The 21,303-nt window shown below is 70.9% G+C and carries 22 protein-coding genes and 3 tRNA genes; 16 read left to right on the top strand and 9 right to left on the bottom strand.

Annotated features, from left to right (window positions below; genetic code table 11):
* Positions 1 to 104 precede the first annotated feature (104 nt).
* Positions 105 to 881: a fumarylacetoacetate hydrolase family protein gene (locus AC5L3X_RS05275; protein ID WP_189123340.1), complete on the top strand. Its 777-nt coding sequence runs from the start codon at positions 105 to 107 to the stop codon at positions 879 to 881.
* The gene (gene gltX, locus AC5L3X_RS05270) at positions 874 to 2,247 is read left to right on the top strand and encodes a glutamate--tRNA ligase (protein ID WP_189123341.1); all 1,374 of its coding nucleotides are present in this window, start codon (positions 874 to 876) and stop codon (positions 2,245 to 2,247) included. Before AC5L3X_RS05275 ends, gltX begins: the two co-directional genes overlap by 8 nt.
* Before the next feature lie 63 nt (positions 2,248 to 2,310).
* Here gltX and AC5L3X_RS05265 read toward each other — a convergent pair whose 3' ends face one another.
* Complete coding sequence (locus AC5L3X_RS05265) at positions 2,311 to 4,278, bottom strand: M3 family metallopeptidase (RefSeq protein ID WP_494855449.1); 1,968 nt, start codon at positions 4,276 to 4,278, stop codon at positions 2,311 to 2,313.
* Positions 4,279 to 4,430: 152 nt separating this feature from the next.
* Between AC5L3X_RS05265 and AC5L3X_RS05260 the strand changes: the two genes are divergently transcribed.
* The 3 genes from AC5L3X_RS05260 (at position 4,431) to AC5L3X_RS05250 (ending at position 4,914) form a co-directional block, all read left to right on the top strand.
* A tRNA-Gln gene (locus AC5L3X_RS05260) sits at positions 4,431 to 4,502 on the top strand.
* Between the two features lie 244 nt (positions 4,503 to 4,746).
* A tRNA-Glu gene (locus AC5L3X_RS05255) sits at positions 4,747 to 4,822 on the top strand.
* Between the two features lie 19 nt (positions 4,823 to 4,841).
* Positions 4,842 to 4,914, top strand: a tRNA-Glu gene (locus tag AC5L3X_RS05250).
* A gap of 89 nt (positions 4,915 to 5,003) precedes the next feature.
* Here AC5L3X_RS05250 and AC5L3X_RS05245 read toward each other — a convergent pair.
* From AC5L3X_RS05245 to AC5L3X_RS05235, 3 genes are all read right to left on the bottom strand, one after another.
* On the bottom strand, positions 5,004 to 5,243 hold the full coding sequence (locus AC5L3X_RS05245; RefSeq protein ID WP_189123343.1) for a helix-turn-helix domain-containing protein: 240 nt from the start codon (positions 5,241 to 5,243) through the stop codon (positions 5,004 to 5,006).
* A 169-nt stretch (positions 5,244 to 5,412) separates the two neighbouring features.
* A complete protein-coding gene (locus AC5L3X_RS05240; protein ID WP_189123345.1) occupies positions 5,413 to 7,131 on the bottom strand; it encodes a hypothetical protein in 1,719 nt (572 codons plus the stop codon).
* Positions 7,132 to 7,189: 58 nt separating this feature from the next.
* Entirely contained in the window at positions 7,190 to 7,906 is a 717-nt protein-coding gene (locus tag AC5L3X_RS05235) for an IclR family transcriptional regulator (RefSeq protein WP_189123346.1), read from the bottom strand.
* A 115-nt stretch (positions 7,907 to 8,021) separates the two neighbouring features.
* On the opposite strand from AC5L3X_RS05235, the gene leuC reads away from it, so the two are divergent.
* The 4 genes from leuC (at position 8,022) to AC5L3X_RS05215 (ending at position 10,625) form a co-directional block, all read left to right on the top strand.
* Complete coding sequence (gene leuC, locus AC5L3X_RS05230) at positions 8,022 to 9,407, top strand: 3-isopropylmalate dehydratase large subunit (RefSeq protein ID WP_189123347.1); 1,386 nt, start codon at positions 8,022 to 8,024, stop codon at positions 9,405 to 9,407.
* 12 nt (positions 9,408 to 9,419) lie between these two features.
* Positions 9,420 to 10,007 carry a 3-isopropylmalate dehydratase small subunit gene (gene leuD / locus AC5L3X_RS05225; RefSeq protein WP_189123348.1) on the top strand — a complete coding sequence of 196 codons (588 nt, stop codon included), beginning with the start codon at positions 9,420 to 9,422 and terminating at the stop codon, positions 10,005 to 10,007.
* Positions 9,986 to 10,225, top strand: a complete 240-nt coding sequence (locus tag AC5L3X_RS05220) for an SCO5555 family protein (protein WP_189123349.1) — start codon at positions 9,986 to 9,988, stop codon at positions 10,223 to 10,225. Before leuD ends, AC5L3X_RS05220 begins: the two co-directional genes overlap by 22 nt.
* Before the next feature lie 100 nt (positions 10,226 to 10,325).
* Positions 10,326 to 10,625, top strand: coding sequence for an HU family DNA-binding protein (locus AC5L3X_RS05215; RefSeq protein ID WP_189123350.1), 300 nt, complete (start codon positions 10,326 to 10,328; stop codon positions 10,623 to 10,625).
* 56 nt (positions 10,626 to 10,681) lie between these two features.
* Here AC5L3X_RS05215 and AC5L3X_RS05210 read toward each other — a convergent pair whose 3' ends face one another.
* Positions 10,682 to 10,885, bottom strand: a complete 204-nt coding sequence (locus tag AC5L3X_RS05210; RefSeq protein ID WP_189123351.1) for a hypothetical protein — start codon at positions 10,883 to 10,885, stop codon at positions 10,682 to 10,684.
* A gap of 52 nt (positions 10,886 to 10,937) precedes the next feature.
* Positions 10,938 to 11,573: a 2-phospho-L-lactate guanylyltransferase gene (gene cofC, locus AC5L3X_RS05205; protein WP_494855446.1), complete on the bottom strand. Its 636-nt coding sequence runs from the start codon at positions 11,571 to 11,573 to the stop codon at positions 10,938 to 10,940.
* An 80-nt stretch (positions 11,574 to 11,653) separates the two neighbouring features.
* Between cofC and AC5L3X_RS05200 the strand changes: the two genes are divergently transcribed.
* From AC5L3X_RS05200 to AC5L3X_RS05190, 3 genes are all read left to right on the top strand, one after another.
* Complete coding sequence (locus AC5L3X_RS05200; protein WP_494855444.1) at positions 11,654 to 12,364, top strand: lysophospholipid acyltransferase family protein; 711 nt, start codon at positions 11,654 to 11,656, stop codon at positions 12,362 to 12,364.
* 4 nt (positions 12,365 to 12,368) lie between these two features.
* A complete protein-coding gene (locus AC5L3X_RS05195) occupies positions 12,369 to 13,379 on the top strand; it encodes an NAD(P)H-dependent glycerol-3-phosphate dehydrogenase (protein ID WP_494855442.1) in 1,011 nt (336 codons plus the stop codon).
* A 63-nt stretch (positions 13,380 to 13,442) separates the two neighbouring features.
* On the top strand, positions 13,443 to 14,540 hold the full coding sequence (locus tag AC5L3X_RS05190; RefSeq protein WP_189123355.1) for a D-alanine--D-alanine ligase family protein: 1,098 nt from the start codon (positions 13,443 to 13,445) through the stop codon (positions 14,538 to 14,540).
* Here the strand turns inward: AC5L3X_RS05190 and AC5L3X_RS05185 are convergent.
* Positions 14,523 to 14,951, bottom strand: coding sequence for a DUF3515 family protein (locus tag AC5L3X_RS05185; protein ID WP_494855440.1), 429 nt, complete (start codon positions 14,949 to 14,951; stop codon positions 14,523 to 14,525). The genes AC5L3X_RS05190 and AC5L3X_RS05185 overlap by 18 nt on opposite strands.
* Positions 14,952 to 14,974: 23 nt before the next feature.
* Positions 14,975 to 15,208, bottom strand: a complete 234-nt coding sequence (locus AC5L3X_RS05180) for an Lrp/AsnC family transcriptional regulator (protein ID WP_189123357.1) — start codon at positions 15,206 to 15,208, stop codon at positions 14,975 to 14,977.
* 140 nt (positions 15,209 to 15,348) lie between these two features.
* On the opposite strand from AC5L3X_RS05180, the gene AC5L3X_RS05175 reads away from it, so the two are divergent.
* The 3 genes from AC5L3X_RS05175 (at position 15,349) to thiD (ending at position 19,217) form a co-directional block, all read left to right on the top strand.
* Entirely contained in the window at positions 15,349 to 16,368 is a 1,020-nt protein-coding gene (locus tag AC5L3X_RS05175) for a thiamine-monophosphate kinase (protein ID WP_494855438.1), read from the top strand.
* 1,059 nt (positions 16,369 to 17,427) lie between these two features.
* On the top strand, positions 17,428 to 18,405 hold the full coding sequence (locus tag AC5L3X_RS05170; RefSeq protein ID WP_494855437.1) for a hypothetical protein: 978 nt from the start codon (positions 17,428 to 17,430) through the stop codon (positions 18,403 to 18,405).
* 8 nt (positions 18,406 to 18,413) lie between these two features.
* A complete protein-coding gene (gene thiD / locus AC5L3X_RS05165) occupies positions 18,414 to 19,217 on the top strand; it encodes a bifunctional hydroxymethylpyrimidine kinase/phosphomethylpyrimidine kinase (RefSeq protein WP_494855435.1) in 804 nt (267 codons plus the stop codon).
* A 67-nt stretch (positions 19,218 to 19,284) separates the two neighbouring features.
* Here thiD and rpmB read toward each other — a convergent pair whose 3' ends face one another.
* Positions 19,285 to 19,470, bottom strand: coding sequence for a 50S ribosomal protein L28 (gene rpmB, locus AC5L3X_RS05160; protein ID WP_043618345.1), 186 nt, complete (start codon positions 19,468 to 19,470; stop codon positions 19,285 to 19,287).
* Positions 19,471 to 19,660: 190 nt separating this feature from the next.
* Between rpmB and AC5L3X_RS05155 the strand changes: the two genes are divergently transcribed.
* Positions 19,661 to 21,205: a DAK2 domain-containing protein gene (locus tag AC5L3X_RS05155; RefSeq protein WP_494855434.1), complete on the top strand. Its 1,545-nt coding sequence runs from the start codon at positions 19,661 to 19,663 to the stop codon at positions 21,203 to 21,205.
* The last annotated feature ends 98 nt before the right edge of the window (positions 21,206 to 21,303 follow it).

Raw genomic sequence — 21,303 nt, 5'->3', positions numbered from 1 at the left:
TCGCGGCGACCTCACCGCACCGTCCGGTGCGGGCTCCAGGCTAACGCGAGGGCGGGCGTGTCGCCGTGAACCGACTCCCCGGGCGGCGGCGATAGCCTTGTCAGGTGCGTATAGCGAGGTTCTCCACAGGCGAAGGCGTGTCGTTCGGCGTGGTCGAGGGCGGTCCGGGCGAGGAGTTCGTGTCCGCGATCTCCGGGCACCCCTTCGGTGACGTGCAGTTCACCGGCGAGCGGTTCCCGCTGGCGCAGGTGCGGCTGCTCGCGCCCATGCTGCCGAGCAAGGTGATCGCCATCGGCCGCAACTACGCCGCGCACGCGCGCGAGATGGGCAACGAGGTGCCCGAGGAGCCGCTCATCTTCCTGAAGCCGTCGACCTCGGTGATCGGCCACGGCGAGCCGATCGTCTACCCGACGTCGCTGTCCGACCGGGTCGACTTCGAGGGCGAGCTGGCCGTGGTGATCGGCCGGCTGTGCCGCGAGGTGCCGATCGAACGGGTCAGGGACGTCATCTTCGGCTACACCTGCGCCAACGACGTCACCGCGCGCGACCTGCAGAAGAAGGACGTCCAGTTCACCCGGGCCAAGAGCTTCGACACCTTCTGCCCGCTCGGCCCGTGGATCCGCACCGACCTCGACGCGAGCGACCTGGCGCTCACCACGACGGTCAACGGCGAGGTCCGCCAGAGCGGCCGCACCAGCCAGCTCATCCACGACATTCCCGCGCTGGTCGCCTACGTCAGCGCGGTCATGACGCTGATCCCCGGCGACGTGATCCTGACCGGCACCCCGGAGGGCGTCGGTCCGATCGACGTCGGCGACGAGGTCAGCGTCGGCATCGAAGGCATCGGCACTCTGACGAACAAGGTGGTCGCTCGTGACTGATCTGAGGGTGCGGTTCGCCCCTTCCCCAACCGGCATGTTCCACGTCGGCGGCGCCCGTACGGCGCTGTTCAACTGGGCGCTGGCCGTGCGGTCCGGTGGCCGTTTCGTGCTGCGCATCGAGGATACCGACGCCACCCGCAACCGGCCTGAGTGGACCGAGGGCATCATCTCGGCGCTCGACTGGATCGGCATCAACGGCGGCGCTCCGGCGTTCGAGGGCCCCTACTTCCAGTCGGCCTACGAGCCGCAGCACCGCGAGGCCGTGGCCAAGCTGCTCGCCGACGGCAAGGCCTACCACTGCGACTGCACCCGCGAGCTGCTCGTCGCCCGCACCGGCTCCGAGCACAAGGGCTACGACGGCCACTGCCGTGACCGGGGCCTGACCGAGGGCGCGGTGCGCTTCCGCACCCCCGACGAGGGCGTCACCGTCGTCGACGACGTCATCAGGGGCCGGGTGGAGTTCCCCAACGACGCCCAGGAGGACTTCGTCATCGCCCGCACCGACGGCTCGCCCCTCTACGTGCTGGCCAACGCCGTCGACGACATCACGCAGGGCATCACCCACGTGGTGCGCGGCGAGGAGCACCTGGGCAACGCCGCCAAGCAGCAGCTGCTCTGGCCCGCGCTCGGCGCCACCCCGCCCGTCTGGGCCCACCTGCCGGTCATCGTCAACGAGCAGCGCAAGAAGCTGTCCAAGCGGCGCGACAAGGTGGCCCTGGAGGACTACCGGGCCGAGGGCTACCTCGCCGAGGCCATGGTCAACTACCTCATGCTGCTCGGCTGGGGTCCCGGCGACGACCGCGAGATCATGCCGTGGTCGGAGATGGTGCCGCTGTTCCGGCTCGACGCCGTCAACAGCTCCAGCGCGTACTTCGACGAGAAGAAGCTGCGCGCGTTCAACGGCGAGTACATCCGCGCGCTGCCGTTGGAGACCTTCGAGGAGCGCTGCGCCCCCTACCTCGAAGCCGACTGGGACCGCGAGATGTTCAGCAAGGTCGCCGCCCTGGCCCAGACCCGCATCGCGGTGTTGTCGGAGATCAGGCAGAACGTCGACTTCCTGTTCCTCGACGAGCCGGTGTTCGACCAGGCCTCCTGGGACAAGGCGATGAAGAACTCCCCGGTCGAGATCCTGACCGGCTACCTGGAGCGGCTCGACACGGTCAGCTGGGACCCCGAGTCGCTCAAGGAGGCGCTGGAGGCGGTCGGCACCGCCAACGGTCTCAAGCTGGGCAAGGCCCAGGCTCCCGTACGCGTCGCGGTCACCGGCAGGACCGTGGGCCTGCCGCTGTTCGAGTCGATCGAGGTGCTCGGCCGCGAGCGGGCCCAGGACCGGATCCGGGCCGCCCTGGCCCGCCTGCGCGGCTGAGCGCAGCCCTGACCGCCTCGTCACGGGGCGACGACCACGGTGTCGCCGCCCCGGACACGCGGATCAGACCAGGCCGCGGCGCTCCAGCAGCGGCTGGATGGACGGCTCGCGGCCGCGGAAGTCGCGGAACGCGGTCAGCGGGTCGAGGCTGCCGCCCTTCGACAGCAGCGCGCGGCGGAAGTGATCTCCGTTGGCACGCTCCAGCCCGCCGTTCTCCTTGAACCACTCGACGCTCTCGGCGTCGAGCACCTCGCTCCAGATGTAGGAGTAGTAGCCGGCGCTGTAGCCGCCGGAGAAGACGTGGGCGAAGTAGTTGGTCCGGTAGCGCGGCCGGACCAGCGGGAAGGCGATCTGAGCCGCTTCCAGGGCCGCCTGCTCGAACGCCTCGGGGTCCTCGACGGTCTCGCCAGGGCTCAGCCGGTGCCAGGCCCAGTCGAGCAGCGTCGCGGCGAGATACTCGACGGTCATGAAGCCCTGGTTGAACTGCTCCGCGGCCTTCATCTTCGCCACCAGCTCCGCGGGCATCGGCTCGCCCGTCTCGTGGTGCTTGGCGTAGTGGGCCAGGACCTCGGGCCAGGTCGCCCACATCTCGTTGACCTGCGACGGATACTCGACGAAGTCACGCGGCACGTTGGTGCCCGAGACGCGGGGATAACGCACCTCGGAGAAGAGCCCGTGCAGCGCGTGCCCGAACTCGTGGAACGCCGTGGTGACCTCGTCGTAGGTCAGCAGCGTCGGCCCGGTCGCGGGCTTGGTGATGTTCAGGTTGTTGATCACCACCGGCTTCTCGCCGAACAGGAACGACTGGTTGACCAGGTTGTTCATCCACGCGCCGCCGCGCTTGGTCGGCCTGGCGAACGGGTCGAGCGCGAACAGGCCGAGCGCGCCGCCGTCCTCGTTGAACACCTCGAAGATCCGCACGTCCGGGTGGTAGCCGGCCAGGTCGGTCCGCTCGCTGAACGTGACGCCGTAGAGCCTGGTCGCGGCGTAGAAGACGCCGTCGAGGTAGACGCGGTCGAGCTCGAAGTAGGGCCGCATGGCGCCGGCGTCGAAGTCGTAGCGGGCCTGGCGCACCTTCTCCGCGTAGAACGACCAGTCCCACGGCTCGATCGCGAATCCGGCCTGCTCGGTGAGCGCCTCCGCCTCCTTGCGGGCGTTGCGTACGGCCGGCCCGACGAGCTGCCCCAGCATGTCCTCGACCGCCTCGACGCTCTTGGCCGTCTGGTCGGCGACCTTGTAGGCGGCGTGGTCGGGGTAGCCCAGCAGCCGGGCGCGCTCGGCCCGCAGCGTGGCGAGCCGTACGGCCAGCCCGAAGTTCCGCGGCGCCCGCTCCACGCTCAGCGTGTAGAGCCGGCGGCGGACGTCGCGGTCGGTGAGCTGGGCCAGCCCGGGCTGGTTGGTGAAGTTGAGCAGCGGCAGCACGTAGCGGCCGTCGCTCTCCAGTGACGCGATCCTGGCCTCGTCGAACCCGTCGAGCTCCTTGGGGTCGTCGACCACCAGCGCGGACTCGGTCGAGGCCTTCAGCAGGTTCTGGGCGAACTCGGTCGACAGCCTCGACTGCTCCTCGTTGAGCTCCTTGAGCCGCTCCTGCTCGGCCTCCGACAGGTCGGCGCCGGCCCGGATGAAGTCCTCGCGGTACTTCTCCAGCAGCCACGCCTCCTCGGCGTCCTCCGTCGTCACCTGCTTGATCCGGCCCCAGAGCGCCCGGTTGAGCCGGATCGCGTCGCTGTGCTTGGTCAGCTCGGGGGAGATCCGCTTCTCGATCTCCAGGACGGCGTCGGTGGAGTCGGAGGCGGCGACGCTGAAGAAGGCCGTAGCTGTGCGCTCGAGGATCCGCCCGGACCGTTCGAGCGCGGCGATCGTGTTGTCGAACGTCGGCGGGGCGGTGTCGCGCGCGATCACGTCGACCTCCGCCAGCTGCTCGGCCATCCCGCGCGCGAAGGCGGGCAGGTAGTGCTCCTCGCGGATCTCGGCGAAGGGCGGCAGCTGGTAGGGCAGGCTGCTGGGGGCGAACAACGGATTCTCAGCCAACGTCGGGGCTCCTCCACGTGGTGTTTTGTCCCCATCAGCTTGGCACGACAGGGGCCCGGTCGCGGCCGCTCGGACAATCGTTTTGGTCTTGTCCCCCAAGCTGGGCTATTCTTTCGGAGGTCGCCACACGGGCCCTAAGGGGTCCGTAACGGTGGGGTATGGTGTAATTGGCAGCACGACTGATTCTGGTTCAGTTAGTCTAGGTTCGAGTCCTGGTACCCCAGCATTGGACGGATGTCTCGTTAAGAGACATCCGTTTTTCGTTTTTCCGGACAAGATTCGCTCCCGACTGCCGGGTGCCCTCCGCGCCGTCGACCGGCCAGTGGCGAGCCGGAGTCCTCCTCCCGGTCTCCGGGCGCGGCCCGGAGGCCCCGATCCGCTGGGCTGATAGTGGTTTGGTGTGCTCCTTGGGGTGCGGTAGAGTTACGTCCGTTGCCGGGGAGGCCCGGCACAATCGCTTGTTGACAGGGTCCCGTCGTCTAGTGGCCCAGGACGCCGCCCTCTCAAGGCGGTAGCGCCGGTTCGAATCCGGTCGGGACTACCACTGTCAGGCAAGTGAAGAAGGTCCCGTCGTCTAGTGGCCCAGGACGCCGCCCTCTCAAGGCGGTAGCGCCGGTTCGAATCCGGTCGGGACTACCTCTACGAAAGGCCCGATCGTTGATCGGGCCTTTCGTGCTTTCCGGTGCTCGGCGGTTTTTCGCGTTCGCCGAGGGCGACGCGTCGGCTCATCGTTCCTCTCCGGCGTGATAGCCCAGCAGGTCGCCCGGCTGGCAGCCGAGGACTTCGCAGAGCCTGGTCAACGTGGTGAACCGGATGGCCTTGGCCCGGCCGTTCTTCAAGATGGACAGGTTGACCACCGTCACCCCGACCCGGTCGGCCAGCTCGGTGAGCGTCATGTCCCGCTCGGCCAGCAGCCGGTCGAGATGGACGGTGATGGCATGGGACTCCGGCTCCGCGGGCGACATCAGACGGTTCCTTCCAGGTCCTCACGCATCCGTACGCCGTCGCGCAGAATGCTCGCCAGAGCCAGCCAAAAACGATATGGCAAGCGGCGAGGTGCCCTGAAGGCGGAAGAAGGGCCCCGGCGGGCGGTGAGCATCGTCGCCCGCCCGGGGGCGCGTGGCCAGGAGGTCGCTAGGAGCTGGTCGAACGGGCCCGGAAGAGCGCCCGGCGAGCCGCCTTGGCGACCTGCTTGTCGGGATGGACCTGGGAGATCAGGTCCAGCAACTCCTCCACGTGGGCGTGCGGGATCTTCCAGACCACTTCGAGCAGGCCGTCGAGCAGGTCGGGGCCGATGTCGCGGACGCTGCTGACGAACTCGGACCGGCCCAGGCCCGCCGAGATGGTCCACATGTCGAGGATCAGCCAGTGGGTGTCGTCCTGGGTGGGCTCGGGTGCGTCGGGCACCTGCAGGTGGCTCAGGTGCGTCGCGGCGTAGGGACGCAGGGACGGCTGCTTGAGCGCCTCCTGCCAGGCCGGGATGGCCGCCTCGCCGAGAGTGCCCACCACGCTGGCGGCCTGCACCCGGATGAGCGCGTCGCTCTCGTCCTCGGCGGCGGCCTCCAGCAGCTCCTCGGCCGCCCGGCCGGGCTCGCGCAGCCGCATCCAGGCGGCGAACTCGGCGTCGGCCTCCTCCTCGGGCAGCTCGGCGCTGAGCGCGAGCAGCTCGTGCGCGCTCATCGACTCGATCGCGGGCCGCGCGTCGACCTCGATGTCGGAGTCGTCCACCAGGTGGACGACTCCCTCGGTGCCGAGCGGAGTCAGGCTGACCGTGCCGTCGGCGACCGTGACCATGCCGTAGCCGGCCAGCCAGTCGACCGCCGGGATCAGCGGGTCGTCGGCCGCCTCCCAGGCGTCGGCGCCCAGCTCGTCGAGGTCGGCGGCCGCCTCGGCCAGCTCGCGCCGCAGACCGTCGAGGTCACGCGAGCCGCCGGCCAGCAGCAGCCTGACCAGCACGCCGCGGGTGAGCCCCGCCAGCGCCATGGTCAGGTCGTCGTCGGCCAGCTCGGGGTCGCCGTAGTCGACCGAGTGAAGGCCGAGCATCCAGGCGTCGAGCACGTCCTCGTCGTCGTCGAACGGCCACTCGGAGGTGTCGTCCTGGACGGCCACCGTGTTGGCGTCGCCGGGCTCCAGGAACTCGAGGTCGACGGCGAGATTCCAGATGTTCCACAGCTGGGGGACGGCCTCGGCGAGCGAGCCCTCGGTCTCGGGCCTGGGCAGCCCGACGACCGCCAGCGCCTGCTCGACCTCGTCGTCGGACAGCAGGGTGTCCTCGCCCACCCGGCGGCCGGAGCCCACCCACAGGGCCAGGTCGCGGGCCTGGGCGATCAGCGGCGCCTCGCGGGCGGCGGCGGCCAGCTCGGTGTCGGGCCGCAGCCTGATGGTGTCGAGCTCGGCCAGCTCGTCGGCGAACAGCTCGAAGTCGCCGAGGTCGCCGCCTTCGTCATCGTCGTCGCCCGACTCCTCGGAGTCGTCGAGCAGCTCCTCCATCAGCTCGACGAACTGGTCCTCGACGTCGTCGAGCTCGGCCCGCAGATCGTCGAGGGAGTCGGACCCCTTGGTCAGCCTGCCGGTCTGCGACAGGAACGTCAGGTAGGCGTCGACCGCCGGCAGCATGCCGTCGGCGGCGGTGTCGGGATCCTCCACCACCTTGGGCATCCGATCGAGCAGCAGGTTTCGCAGGTCGGCACGCTTCCACGTGCCGGAATCCTGGGAGAAGGCGAGACGGTGCCACAGCACTGCCGGCCCCACGAGCTCGGGGTCGCTGTCGGGCGCGTTGGTGCTCGCCCACAAGATGAACTCTTCGAGCAGGGGTCGCAGCTCAGTGGCGGCTACCTCGATGCGATCTGTCACGCACTCAGGCTAGTGCGCCCGTGAGGCACTCGGCTCCCCAAATAGGCGCTTTGGCTGATCATGACGTACGTCGCATGGATTCCGTGACGCGTTCGGCGGCCGCCATGACGGCCACCGCGTGTAGTCGTCCGGGGGCTCTGGTCAGTCGCTCGATGGGCCCGGAGACCGACACGGCGGCGATCACCTTGCCGCCGCTTCCCCTGATGGGGGCGGACACGCTGGCCACTCCCTGCTCGCGCTCTCCCACACTGTGAGCCCAGCCCCGGCGGCGTACCGACGCCAGCGTGGACGCGTTGAACTTGGCGCCGCGCAGGCCGCGGTGCAGCCGGTCGGGCTCCTCCCAGGCCAGCAGGATCTGCGCCGCCGAGCCCGCCGTCATGGGCAGCGCCGATCCGACGGGCACCGTGTCGCGCAGCCCGCTGGACCGCTCGGCCGCCGCCACGCAGACCCGCTCGTCGCCCTGACGGCGATACAGTTGCGCACTCTCGCCGGTCAGGTCCCTGAGCTGCAGCAACACGGGCGCGGCCACCGCGAGCAGCCGGTCCTCACCGGCGGCCGTGGACAACTCCGAAAGGCGCGGCCCGAGCACGAACCTGCCCTGTGTGTCACGAGTCACGATGCGGTGGTGCTCAAGCGCGACGGCGAGCCGATGGGCCGTGGGGCGGGCCAGACCGGTGGCCTGAACAAGCTGCGCGAGCGAAGCCGGGCCGGCTTCCAGCGCGTTGAGTACCAGAACGGCCTTGTCGAGTACTCCGACTCCGCTAGAGTTGTCCATAAGCCGATACTGCCGTCTCGACATATGAGAAGGCAAGCTGAAAGGCTTTTCCCGCGAGGGAGATCGGGTCTGAACGACCGGCGATGCGGGGCATCGCGACAAGCAGGAGGAGATCATGGGCCGCACACTGGCGGAGAAGGTCTGGGAGCAGCACGTCGTGCGCCGCGCCGACGGCGAACCCGACCTGCTCTATATCGACCTGCACCTCATCCACGAGGTGACCAGCCCGCAGGCGTTCGACGGGCTCCGGCTCGCCGGCCGGCCCGTGCGCCGGCCCGAGCTCACCATCGCCACCGAGGACCACAACGTCCCGACCGTGCTCGGCCCCATCTCCGACCCCGTGTCCAAGACGCAGGTCGAGACGCTGCGCAAGAACGCCGCGGAGTTCGGCATCCGGCTCCACCCGATGGGCGACGCCGGCCAGGGCGTGGTGCACATCATCGGCCCGCAGTTCGGCCTGACCCAGCCGGGCATGACGATCGTCTGCGGCGATTCCCACACCTCCACCCACGGCGCGTTCGGCGGCATCGCGTTCGGCATCGGCACCTCCGAGGTCGAGCACGTGCTGGCCACGCAGACGCTGCCGGCCTACCGGCCGAAGACCATGGCCATCGAGGTCTCGGGCGAGCTGCCCCCCGGTGTCACGGCCAAGGACCTGATCCTGGCCATCATCGCCAAGATCGGCACCGGCGGCGGGCAGGGCTACATCATCGAGTACCGCGGTGAGGCCGTACGGAAGCTCTCCATGGAGGGCCGGATGACGGTCTGCAACATGTCGATCGAGGCCGGCGCGCGAGCGGGCATGATCGCCCCCGACGAGACCACGTTCGCCTACCTCAAGGACCGCCCGCACGCGCCGCGGGGCGAGGCGTGGGACCAGGCCGTCGCCTACTGGACGTCGCTGCGCACCGACGACGACGCCGTGTTCGACCAGGTCGTCGAGATCGACGCCACGACGCTGACGCCGTACGTCACGTGGGGCACCAACCCCGGCCAGGGCCTGCCGCTGGGCGAGACCGTGCCCGCCCCCGAGAGCTTCGCCGACCCGGTCGCCAGGCAGTCGGCCGAGCGGGCGCTGGAGTACATGGGCCTGACCGCGGGCACGCCGCTGCGCGAGATCGAGGTCGACACGGTCTTCGTCGGCTCGTGCACCAACGGCCGCCTGGAGGACCTGCGCGCCGCCGCCGAGATCCTGCGCGGCCGCCAGGTGAAGACGCGCACGCTGATCGTCCCCGGCTCGATGCTGGTCAAGCTCCAGGCCGAGCAGGAGGGGCTGGACGAGGTGTTCAAGGCGGCCGGCGCCGAGTGGCGGGAGGCCGGGTGCTCGATGTGCCTGGGCATGAACCCCGACACGCTCCAGCCGGGCGAGCGCAGCGCCTCCACCTCCAACCGCAACTTCGAGGGCCGTCAGGGCAAGGGTGGCCGCACCCATCTGGTCTCACCGCAGGTCGCCGCCGCGACCGCCGTGACCGGCCGCCTGACCGCCCCCGCCGACCTCTAGGAGATCAAGACCATGGAAGCCTTCACCACCCACACCGGCAAGGCGGTGCCGCTGCGCCGCAGCAACGTCGACACCGACCAGATCATCCCGGCCGTCTGGCTCAAGCAGGTGAGCAGGACCGGCTTCGAGAAGGGCCTGTTCGCCGCGTGGCGCGAGGACCCGGCGTTCGTCCTGAACGACCCCTCCTACGAGGGTGCCTCGATCCTCGTCTCCGGCCCCGACTTCGGCACCGGCTCCTCGCGTGAGCACGCCGTCTGGGCTCTGCAGCAGTACGGCTTCCGCGTGGTGATCGCGGCCAGGTTCGGCGACATCTTCCGCAACAACTCCACCAAGATGGGGCTGCTGCCGGTCGTCCTGCCCGCCGAGAAGGTCGAGGCCCTGCAGGCCGCGGTCGAGGCCGACCCCACCCTGGCGGTGACCGTCGACCTGGCCGAACGCCAGGTGCGCTGGGCCGGCGAGGTCGTCGCGTTCGAGATCGACGACTACACCCGCTGGCGCCTGATGGAGGGCCTCGACGACATCGGACTGACCCTGCGTCACGCCGACGAGGTGACGGCGTACGAGAATGGTCGGCAGCCATGGCTGCCGACGACCGTCTAGAGGACGACGAACTGGCGCGGCGGTTGCGCGAGGCGCACCGCCGCGTCCGCCTGCTCCCCGCCGCCGAGAAGGAGCGGATGGGACGCCGATATCTGGCGATCTGCGACCTCGCCAAACGCGACCGCGAACGGGCCGCGACCAGGCTCGACGCCTTCCTGGCCGCCCTTGACGGCGCCTCCGACACGCCACGCGCACCCGAAAATCCGCTCGGTATTTGAGTTCCCCGGCGATCCCGCCTACTTTCGAGCGCGTAAGGGGTTTCTACGTCGAGCTTCGTGAGCTGGAACCCCGAGCCGTAACTGGGGGAGCGGAACGAACATGAACAAGCGAGAACTCGTTGACGCCATCGTAGATCGCGTGGGGGACAGGAGGACGGCCACGGAGGCCGTCAACGCGATCATCGATGCCGTTCAGAAGGCAGTCGCGAGCGGCGACAAGGTCTCGATCACGGGCTTCGGCGCGTTCGAGATGGTGCACAAGCCGGCGCGCACGGCCAGGAACCCGTCGACCGGAGCGGAGATCAAGGTCGACGAGAGCTGGGGGCCGAAGTTCCGACCGGGCTCAGACTTCAAGGAACTGGTCAACGTGGCCGGCAAGAAGGCCGCGAAGAAGAAGTAACGACCTCGCGTACGCCCGGTCCTCGCTCCGAGGGCCGGGCGTTTCGCTGCCCGGGATCAGCCGGGCACGGGGAACGTCGACAGCGTGATGTAGGTGATCTCGCCGTCGGTCACCACCAGCCGGACCCGCTGCCCCGAGCGCAGCAGCCGCAGCGGCCCCGCGTCGAAGGCCTGGGCGCCGAAGGGCAACACGGTCCCGTCGTCGAGGAAGACCGTGCCCGAGCGGGTCACCTCATCGAAGCCGCGCACCGTTGCCTGCACGCAGCCCAGCGTAAACGCTCGGCCGCCGGTGCGCATGCGGCGCCCGCCCGGCTCAGCCGGACGGCCACAGATCGGCGACCACGGCCGCGGTGTGCCCGCCGAGACCGAGCGCCATGGCCGCCCGCAGATCGTCCGGGGTGTCCACGTCGCGCCTGACCGACTCGATGCCCTCCACGCACAGCTCCTTGGCGCCGCCCGCCAGGTGCCTGGCCCGCGACTCGCCGCCGAACCGGGGCGTGAACGGCAGCCCGGCCCGTACGCCGTAGAAGGTGGTGCCGACGTCGAGCGCGTCGGGGACGAACGCCTGGTCGAACTCCGCCGCCGCGGTCAGGGCGGTGGCCAGCTCCGCAGGCCGCAGGGCGGGCAGATCGGCCTGCAACGCGCCCACCGGATCGCCGGGCGCGACACGTACGGCATGGGCGGCGCCGGTGCGGAGCGCGGTGTTGAGGCCCTGATCGGGATCGGGCACCACGTCGGCGCCCAAGGCGGACAGCGGCCCGGCGGCGGCCGGGTCGGCGGTCACCACGATGACCCGCGCGACCAGCGGACAGGCCAGTGCCGCCGAGACGGTGTCGCAGGCGACCGCGACGGCCAGCCGGGTCCGGTGCGGGCCTGTCGCGGCGGCCAACCGGGTCTTCGCCGCGACCAGCGTCTTCACCGGAATCACCAGTGACCAGCGGTTGCTCATAGGGTTAAGCATCGCGCCTCGACATCCCGGGCGGCCAACCGGGAGACTTGGGGCGCCTATCGTCCGGGTTGGAGGGAACCATGAGCCGCCCCACACGCCCGTCGCGTTTCTGGGAGACTCTGGCCGTCGTCATCGTCAAGCCGCTGTCGAAGCTCCTGGTCAAGCGTGACTGGCGCCACGGCGAGCGCGTGCCGCGCACCGGCGGCGTGATCATCGCGGCCAACCACCTCTCCTGGTCGGATCCGATCCTGCTGTCGCACTTCCTCTACAACAACGGCCGCTGGCCGGTCATTCTCGCCAAGGCCGCGCTGTTCAGGGTGCCGTTGCTGGGTCACGCGGTGCGCTCGCTGTGCGTCATCCCCGTCGAGCGGGGCAGCAACGAAGCGGCCAAGTCGCTGCACACGGCGGAGGAGCGGCTGCGAGACGGTTGCGCGATCTTCTTCTATCCCGAGGGCACCTGCACCCGTGATCCTGGTCTGTGGCCGATGGTGGGCAAGACGGGCGTCGCCCGGCTGGCGCTGCAGAGCGGCGCCCCGGTGATCCCGGTGGCACACTGGGGGGCCCAGGAGCTGCTGCCCTACGGAGAGAAGCGGCCGAGGCTGTTCCCGCGCAAGACGTTCCGCGTGTCGGTGGGGCCGCCGGTCGACCTGTCGCGTCACATCGGCCGCCCGCCGCACGCCGAGGTGCTGCGCGAGGCGACCGCCGACATCATGGCGGCGATCACCGCGCAGCTCGCCGAGCTGCGCGGCGAGAAGGCGCCCGAGACTCCTTACGATCCCGCGGGACGGTGAGCGCATGACGAAGGCCGCGGTGTTCGGCACCGGTTCGTGGGGCACCACGTTCGCCATGATCCTGGCCGAGGCGGGCAACCGGACCATCCTGTGGGGGCGCAGACCGGAGCTGGTCGAGAGCATCCAGCGGGCCCACACCAACCTCGACTACCTGCCGGGTGTGGCGTTGCCCACGTCGCTGGGGGCCACGACCGATCCGGCCGAGGCGCTCGACGGCGCCGACTTCGTGGTGCTGGCCGTGCCCTCGCAGTCGCTGCGGCTCAACCTGGCCGCCTGGCGCGAGCACATCCCCCGCGACGCGGTGCTGGTCAGCCTGATGAAGGGCGTCGAGCTCGGCACGACCAAACGGATGAGCGAGGTCATCCGCGAGGTGGCCGGGGTGCCCGAGGAGCGGGTCGCCGTCGTCTCCGGACCCAACCTGGCCAAGGAGATCGCCCAGCGCCAGCCCGCCGCCACCGTGGTCGCCTGCGTCGACGAGGAGGTCGCGGCCCGCCTGCAGGCGGCCTGCCACCTGCCGCCGTGGTTTCGCCCCTACACCAACCCCGACGTGGTGGGGGTCGAGCTCGGCGGCGCCGTCAAGAACGTCATCGCGCTGGCCGTGGGCGTCGCCGTCGGCATGGGGATGGGCGACAACGTCGCCGCCATGCTCATGACCAGGGGGCTGGCCGAGATCTCCCGGCTGGGGGCCGCCCTGGGAGCCGACCCCCACACCTTCGCCGGGCTGGCCGGGATGGGCGACCTGGTGGCCACCTGCACCTCGCCGCTGTCACGCAACCGTACGTTCGGCGAGCGCCTGGGCCGCGGGATGACGCTGGCCGAGGTGATCGCGGCCACCAAGCAGACCGCCGAGGGCGTCAAGTCCTGCGAGTCCGTGCTGGCGCTGGCCAGAAAGCACGACATCGAGATGCCCATCACCGAGGTCGTCGTCGGAGTCGTGCACGACGGCATGTCGCCGAGCGAGGCGGGCATGCTGCTCATGTCCCGGTCGCCCAAACCAGAGCGTTACGGGCTCTGACCACCACCCATCCGCGCGGGTTGACTCGCTGCAAGTAGGAACACGCCGGTAGATTCGGACGTCATGAGCAAGCCACGCGTCGCCGTCGTTTTCGGAGGTCGCAATTCCGAGCATGCCGTGTCCATCATGGGCGCGGGCAGCGTGCTGGGCGCGATCGACAGGACCAAGTACGAAGTGATCCCCATCGGGATCGCGCAGGACGGCAGGTGGGTGCTCGCCGCTACCGACCAGCGGTTCGCCATCGAGGACGGAGAGCTGCCCGCCGTCGACACCTCGGGCGCGGCGCTCGCGCTGCCCTCCTCCGGCGAGGGCTCGCTCGTGGCCTACGACCCGGGCAGCATCCCGGTCGAGCTGGGCACGGTCGACGTGGTCTTCCCGGTGATGCACGGGCCCTTCGCCGAGGACGGCACGATCCAGGGCCTGCTGGAGATGGCCGGGGTGCGCTACGTCGGCTCCGGAGTGCTGGCCAGCGCGGTCGGCATGGACAAGGCCCACATGAAGACGGTCATGGCGGCCGCCGGGCTGCCCATCGGGCGCTACGTGGTCGTGCGCGAGCGCGACTGGCGGCTCGATCGCGACCGGGTGCTCAAGGAGGCCGAGGACCTCGGCTGGCCGGTGTTCGTCAAGCCGGCCAGGGCCGGGTCCTCGCAGGGCATCTCCAAGGCCCACGACCGGGCGTCGCTGGAGGCGGCCGTCGAGTTCGCCCGGCGGCACGATCCCAAGGTGCTCATCGAGGCGGCGGTCGCGGGGCGTGAGATCGAGTGCGCGGTGCTCGAGTCGCCCGGCGACGAGCCGCCCGCCGCGTCGCGGCCCGGCGAGGTCAAGGTCGAGGGCGGCCAGGAGTTCTTCGACTTCGAGGCCAAGTACTACCCCGACCAGATGTCGCTGACCGTGCCCGCCGACCTGCCCGAGGAGATCGCCGAGGAGCTGCGGGCGATGGCCGTGCGCGCGTTCGAGGCGCTCGAGTGCGAGGGGCTGTCACGGGTCGACTTCTTCTACACGCCCGAGGGCGAGCTCATCTTCAACGAGATCAACACGATGCCCGGCTTCACCTCGCTGTCGGTGGCGCCGCAGCTCTGGGCCGCCTCCGGCCTGTCCTATCCGGAGCTGGTCGACCGGTTGCTCCAGCTCGCGCTGCACCGCTCAGCGGGGCTGCGCTGACACCTCGCCGACCGGGCCCGACAGGTCGGCGAGCACACTCGCCGCGACGTGGGTGCCGGCGATCGTGACCTCCACGTAGGCCGGGTCGGCGACGGCGGTGAAGAGCGTCGGCCGTTCCGGGTCGGCGAACCAGCCCACCCCGTTGATCTCCTGCAGCTGGTCGGTCGGCGCCATCCTGGCCGGCCGCGGCACCCCGCAGCGCACGGCGATCTCCCCCTCGCCCCAGACGGTGACATAGGGGGATTCGGGGGTGGACGTGCCACGGTCCACGCCGTCGAGCCGCTGGGGCAGCAGTCCGCGCAGCCGCTCGCACGCGGCCGCCGCCTCGCCCTGTGGAGCCGGCGGCTCGACCTGTACGGCACCGCATCCGGCGAGCGCGAACAGGACCAGCAGGACGACAACGGCACGCATGGGGAATGTCTACCTTAGAAACGCTAAATGTGGACAATCGGGCATGTAAGGGTACGTGTGATCCCTTCCACGGCCTGGATCTGGGCCACGACCAGTTTGCCGAGCTCGTCGACGTTGCGAGCCTCCGCGCGCACGATCACGTCGTACGGGCCCGTCACGTCCTCGGCCTGGGTGACCCCCGGAATCCCGGAGATCTCGCGGGCCACGCTCGCGGCCTTGCCGACCTCGGTCTGAATAAGGATGTAGGCCTGCACCATTACGTCCTCCCGGGCGATTCGATCACGCCGAAGGGCCACCGTACCCTGTGTGCGTCAGGAGGTGCGTCATCACAGTCGGAGATCTCGGCGAATTCGGAGCAGTAACTCGTATTTCAGGACGTCTGCCCCAAGGAGAGACAGTGCTCCTCGGTCCCGGCGACGACGCCGCGATGGTCAGCGCGCCGGACGGGCGCGTGGTGGTGTCAACGGACCTCCTAGTCGAGGGTAGGCACTTTCGCCGGGATTGGTCCAGCGGCTACGACGTCGGCCGGAAGGCGGCGGCCCAGAACCTCGCCGACATCGCCGCCATGGGCGCGGTGCCCACGGCCATCGTGGTCGGGCTCGGGATGCCGGCCGAGCTGCCGGTCGACTGGCTCGACGCGCTGGCCGACGGGTTCCGTGACGAGTGCGCCGTCGTCGGCGCGAGCGTGGCCGGGGGCGACACCACCCGAGGCGACCTGGTGGTGCTCGGCGTGACCGCGCTGGGCGACCTGGGTGGGCGGGCGCCCGTGACCAGGTCGGGAGCGCGTCCCGGACAGGTGGTGGCCGTAGCCGGCCGCCTCGGCCACGCGGCGGCCGGGCTGGCCCTGCTGGAAGCCGGCTGGACCGACCCCGCGAGGAGGGATCGGCCGTCCGGTGAGGGGGGCCCGACCGGCCTTCCGGCGGGGGATCGGCCGTCCGGTGAGGGGGGCCCGACGGGTCTTCCGGCGGATGGTCGGACGCTAGGTGAGGCGGGTCGGGCGGGCGGTGATGACGTGGAGTCGTTGCTGGGCGAGGCCGTGACGGCGCATCGGCGGCCGTGCCCGCCCTACCCGTGCGGGCCGGAGGCGGCGCGGCTCGGGGCGAGCGCGATGCTGGACGTCAGCGACGGGTTGCTGCAGGACCTCGGGCACGTCGCGACGGCCAGCGGGGTGCGCGTGGAGCTGGACTCCGCCGCGTTCGCGGTGGACGCGCCGGTCGCCGCCGCGGCCGCGGTGCTCGGGACCGATCCGCTCGACTGGGTCCTCACCGGCGGTGATGACCACGCCCTCGCCGCCGTCTTCCCGGCAGAGGTACGCCTCGGGCCGTCGTGGCGGGTCGTCGGCCGTGTGGTCGCGGGCCGGGGGGTGTCCGTCGAGGGGCGCGAGACGGACCGCGGCGGGTGGGATCACTTTAGGTGAGGACTTGTCCTGATATGCGGAAATTCTTCGGGTGTGACGGGGAACTCCCGTGATTGCTGTGACAAAGGCGTAGCAAAGGTGTTATGAAGATTGGCGGCCATGTACCCGGCAGAAAGGGCAGCCATGGGCCGCCACGGCACAGGTGGATCCGAAGACGCGGACGAATGGGGGGACGGCAGGTCCGACGACTCACAGGAGGACCTGAGGTTCACCGATCACGCCGCGAAGTGGGCTGCCGCGCCGGACCCGACCGCCAAGAGCTCCTTCTGGGACACCGATGAGCGGCCCGCCGAACCGCCTGGCTGGCCGTCGCTTCCCGATCAGGTCGAGGTGACGGGCCAGTGGGCGCCGATGCCCAGGCGGGAGCCCGGACAGACGCCGCCCCCACCGCCGTCCAGTCCGCCCGAGACGACGGGGGCCTTCGCGCCGCCGCCCCAACGTCATCCGGGCGGGTCCATGCCGGGGCCGGACCAGCCGTTCGAGACCACCGGGGCCTTCACCCGGCCGGCGCATTGGGACACCCCGGGGGAGAACACCCAGACCTTCTCGGTCGTCGACGAGTTCGGTCCGCCGAGCCGTCCCGGCTCTCGCGCGAACACAGGTCCTCATGGCGCCCAGGATCCATTGGGTCCAGGAGCGCCGGGTCCTCGTGGTGCCCAGGATCCGTTCGGTCCGGGTCCGTCCGGTTCCCGCGACGGGCAGGATCCGTTCGGTGCCCATCCGGGGGCGCCGGACCCGCGCGCGTTCGGGAGTGCGGATCCGTTCGCGACGGCCGCGGGACAAACCGATCCGCGGGCCCACGGGTCGTCCACCGGACCGTTCGGGGCCGCGTCGGGAGAGTCGGACCCGCGGGCGCACGGGCCCGCGAGCGATCCGTTCGGAGCCGCCCGGGGGGATTCCGATCCGCGGGCGTACGGGCCTGGAAGCGATCCGTTCAGGGCCCCTCAGGCAGACTCGGACCCGCGCGCCTTCGAGTACGGCGCAGACGCCACGCAGGCGTTCGGCCAGGAGGCGGACCGCACTCAGGCGCTCCAGCCGCCCGAGCCCGGGGACGTGCGGGTGGCCGGCAACCCGACCACGCCCGGCAACCCGACCATGGCCGACACGTCCGCCCCGGCCTGGGCGGACGGCGGCGACGGCTTCCTGGACTCCGGCTGGTCGTCGGACGACTCCGGGCCCCGCCGCCGTCGCGGTCGCCGCAAGCCGCCTCCGGTCGACGCGGTGGTGGACGAGGCGCCGGGCGGTGGCAGGGCCAGGGTCGCCCTGCTCTCCGTCGCCGCCGTGGCCGTCGTGCTCGGTGGCACCGTCGCGGGCGTCAAGCTGATGAGCGGCCCCGGAGACACCGCGTGCCCTGGGGACAGATGCACCGCCGTACAGACCTCCAACCAGCCGGCGCCGGTGGTGTCCGAGCCGGTCGAGGAGGAGGAGTCCCCGATCGATGAGCCGACGGAGGACGAGCAGTCCGACGCGGCCGACACCCCGACTCCGCAGAACACGACGAGCGCGCGGGCGCCGCGCCGCACCTCCTCTCCCGAGCCGACGCCCACGAAGACCAAGGAGAGGACGCCGGCGAAGCAGACCGACGAGCCGCTCCCGACGGACTTCGAGGAGACCGCGACGGAGGAGCCGACGGAGGAGCCGATAACGATCAACGATCCCGGCGGCACCACGACCGACACGCCGTCCGCCAACCCTCAGCCGACCGCGTCGGCCACCGTCCAGTCGGCGCTCAGCGGCGGCTCGGTGAACGTCAGGTTCGACGTCGTCAGGCAGGGGGTGACCGGCTACACCGCGCATCTGGACGTGGTCAACGCCTCCCCGAAGGCGCTGAAGTTGCTCACGGTGTCGCTGCCCGTCGCCGGCCGGGTCGTGAGCATGACGGGCGGGGAATGGACGCAGGACGGCAACCTGCTGATCATCGATCTGTCCGGCTCCCTGGTGAAGGGCGGGTCCACCGAGGTGAAGTTCTCCGCCACGGGCCGGGCGGGTCGGCCCGGCAACTGCGGGCTGGTCGGCGGGGAGTGCGCAGTCAACTAAATGGTTGGATGGGGGACATGACCGTTACGACCCCTCCGTGTGTGCTGACCATCGCCGGATCCGACTCCGGCGGTGGAGCGGGCATCCAGGCCGATCTCAAGACCATGCTGGCCCTGGGCGTGCACGGGATGAGCGTCATCGCCGCGGTGACGGCGCAGAACTCACTGGGTGTCCAGGGCTACTGGGAGCTGCCCGCCGAGGCCGTACGGGCCCAGCTCGACTCCGTGCTCGGCGACATCGGCGCGCAGGCGATCAAGACGGGCATGCTGGCCTCCCCCGAACTGGTCGAGACCGTGGCCGTGGCGCTCGGCTCGTACGGCGCCCCCGTGGTGGTCGATCCCGTCGGGGTGTCGAAGCACGGAGACCCGCTGCTCGTGCCCGAGGCCGTGGAGACGGTGCGGACCCAGCTGCTGCCGGTCGCCACGATCGTCACCCCCAACCTGTGGGAGGTCGAGCAGCTCACCTCGGTCAAGGTGGAGGACGAGCGCGACCTGCGCCGCGCCGCCGACGCCGTGCTGGCCCTCGGCCCCACCTGGGCGCTGATCAAGGGCGGCCACCTGCCGGACGAGCCGGTCGACCTGCTGACCGACGGCACGAGCGAATACCGGTTCAGCGCCGAACGCCTCGACAACCGTCACACCCACGGCACGGGCTGCACGCTCGCCTCGGCCATCGCCTCCCACCTCGCGCGGGGCGAGGACGTCCCTTCGGCCGTCGAGCGGGCCAAGGCGTACGTCACGGGCGCCATCGCCCGGGGCTTCCCGCTGGGCACCGGCATCGGCCCCGTGGACCACGCCTGGCAGTGGCGCTGACAGGCCCCGGGCATGACGAAAGCCCGCCGCTCGTTGCCGGGCCGGCGGGCTCTCGTGGAAGTCGGAACTAGCGGGTGACCTTGCCCGCCTTGATGCACGAGGTGCACACGTTCAGCTTCTTCGGCGTGCCGCCCACGACCGCGCGGACCGTCTGGATGTTGGGGTTCCAGCGACGGCGGGTGCGGCGGTGAGAGTGGGACACGTTGTTGCCGAAGGTCGGACCCTTGCGGCAGACATCGCAGACGGAAGCCACGGTATCGCTCCTTAAAACAGTCGATGTAGCCCGGTCCGCTGATGTTCGTCGGAGCGGAGGGCATGCCGGGACAACCGGCCAGCCAGACGAGGATATCCGATCCACACCCCTCGGTGCGAACCCGAGCAGATGGCCCGGCGATATCCTCCTCGTTCAACGTAGCGCACTCGGGGAGGGCGGAGCGTCGCACATGGAGGTCCTCGACCCACCTCGCGTACGCCGATGGGCGCGCCTGGCGGCCGACGCCCTGGGCAAGGCGCGGGCGGAGATCGACGCGCTCAACGTGTTCCCCGTCGCCGACGGGGACACCGGCACCAACCTGCACCTGACCATGCTGTCGGCGGCCGAGGCGGTCGAGGCGCTGCCCGACGACGTGGACGCCGCGGTGGTGTGGCAGACGCTCGCCTACGGCGCGCTCGTCGGCGCGCGGGGCAACTCCGGCGTCATCGTCAGCCAGGCGCTGCGGGGTCTCGCCGAGGTGCTGAAGGACCAGGCCGACCTGCGCGCCGGGCTCGGCCGGGCCGCCTTCCTGGCCAGGGAGGCCGTGGCGCGGCCGGTCGAGGGCACGGTGCTGAGCGTGCTGGCCGCGGTGGCGCGAGCCGTACAGGACGAGCGAGGAGGGCCTGCCGAGGTGGCGCGCCGGGCGGCGGTGGCGGCCCGCGCGGCGCTGCGGCACACTCCCGAGCAGCTCGACGTGCTGGCCCGCAGCGGTGTCGTCGACGCGGGCGGGGCCGGGCTGGCGATCATCCTCGACGCGCTGGTCGCGGCCGTCACCGACTCCTACAGCGTGCGCTACGACGTTCCCGCGCCGACGTCACGGGTCTCGCCGATGACCGAGGTGGGCGCGGGCTACGAGGTGATGTACCTGCTCGACGCCGACGACTCGGCGGTGGCCGGGCTGCGCGCGGAGCTCGACGCGATGGGCGACTCACTGGTCGTGGTCGGTGGCGAGGGGCTGTGGAACGTGCATGTCCACGTGGACGAGGCGGGGCCCGCGGTCGAGGCCGGGCTCCGGGCGGGGCGGCCGCACCGGATCAGGATCACCTACCTGGCCGAGCGGACCCATCGCGGCGACGCGGGCAGGGGAGTGGTGGCCGTCGCGGCCGGCGAGGGCATCGCGGCGCTGTTCGAGCAGTGCGGCGCGGTCGTGGTGCGCCGGACGCCCGGCACGCGGCCCGCTCTGCCCGAGCTGCTGGCCGCGATCCGGCGGGCGGGCGGAGAGGTGGCCGTGCTGCCCAACGACGAGGGCTGCCGGTCGGTGGCGGCCGCGGCGGCGCAGATCGCCCGCGAGGACGGTGTCGTGGTCAGCGTGCTGCCGACCAGGGCGACCGTTCAGGGGCTGGCGGCTCTGGCCGTACACGATCCGCTGCGCCGCTTCGACGACGACGTCGTCGCGATGACCGACGCGGCCGGGCACACCCGGCACGGGCACCTGGCGATCGCCGACAGGGAGGCGGTCACCAGCGCGGGCGTGTGCCGTCCCGGCGACGTGCTGGGGCTGATCGACGGCGACGTCTCCGTGATCGGCCGCGCGCTCGACGACGTGGCCGCGCTGGTCGTGGACCGGATGGTGGCGGGCGGCGGCGAGCTCGTGACGCTGGTCACGGGCGCGGACGCCCCCGAAGGGCTGGCCGACCGGCTGGCCGGTCACCTGCGCGGCGCGAGACCCGACCTCGACCTGGTGGTGTACGACGGCGAGCAGGGTGGCTACCCCCTGCTCATCGGCGTCGAATGAGGCCACGACCGGCGCCACGACCGGCGCCCCGGCCCCGGGACTCGCCGTGGGGCAGCGTGGACGGTTCGTTCTGTCGGTCGGAGACGGTAGAACATAGT

Source organism: Nonomuraea sp. CX421, assembly GCF_059358955.1.
Note: the sequence above shows the minus strand (reverse complement) of the source record. Positions and strands in the feature narration are given on the sequence as shown.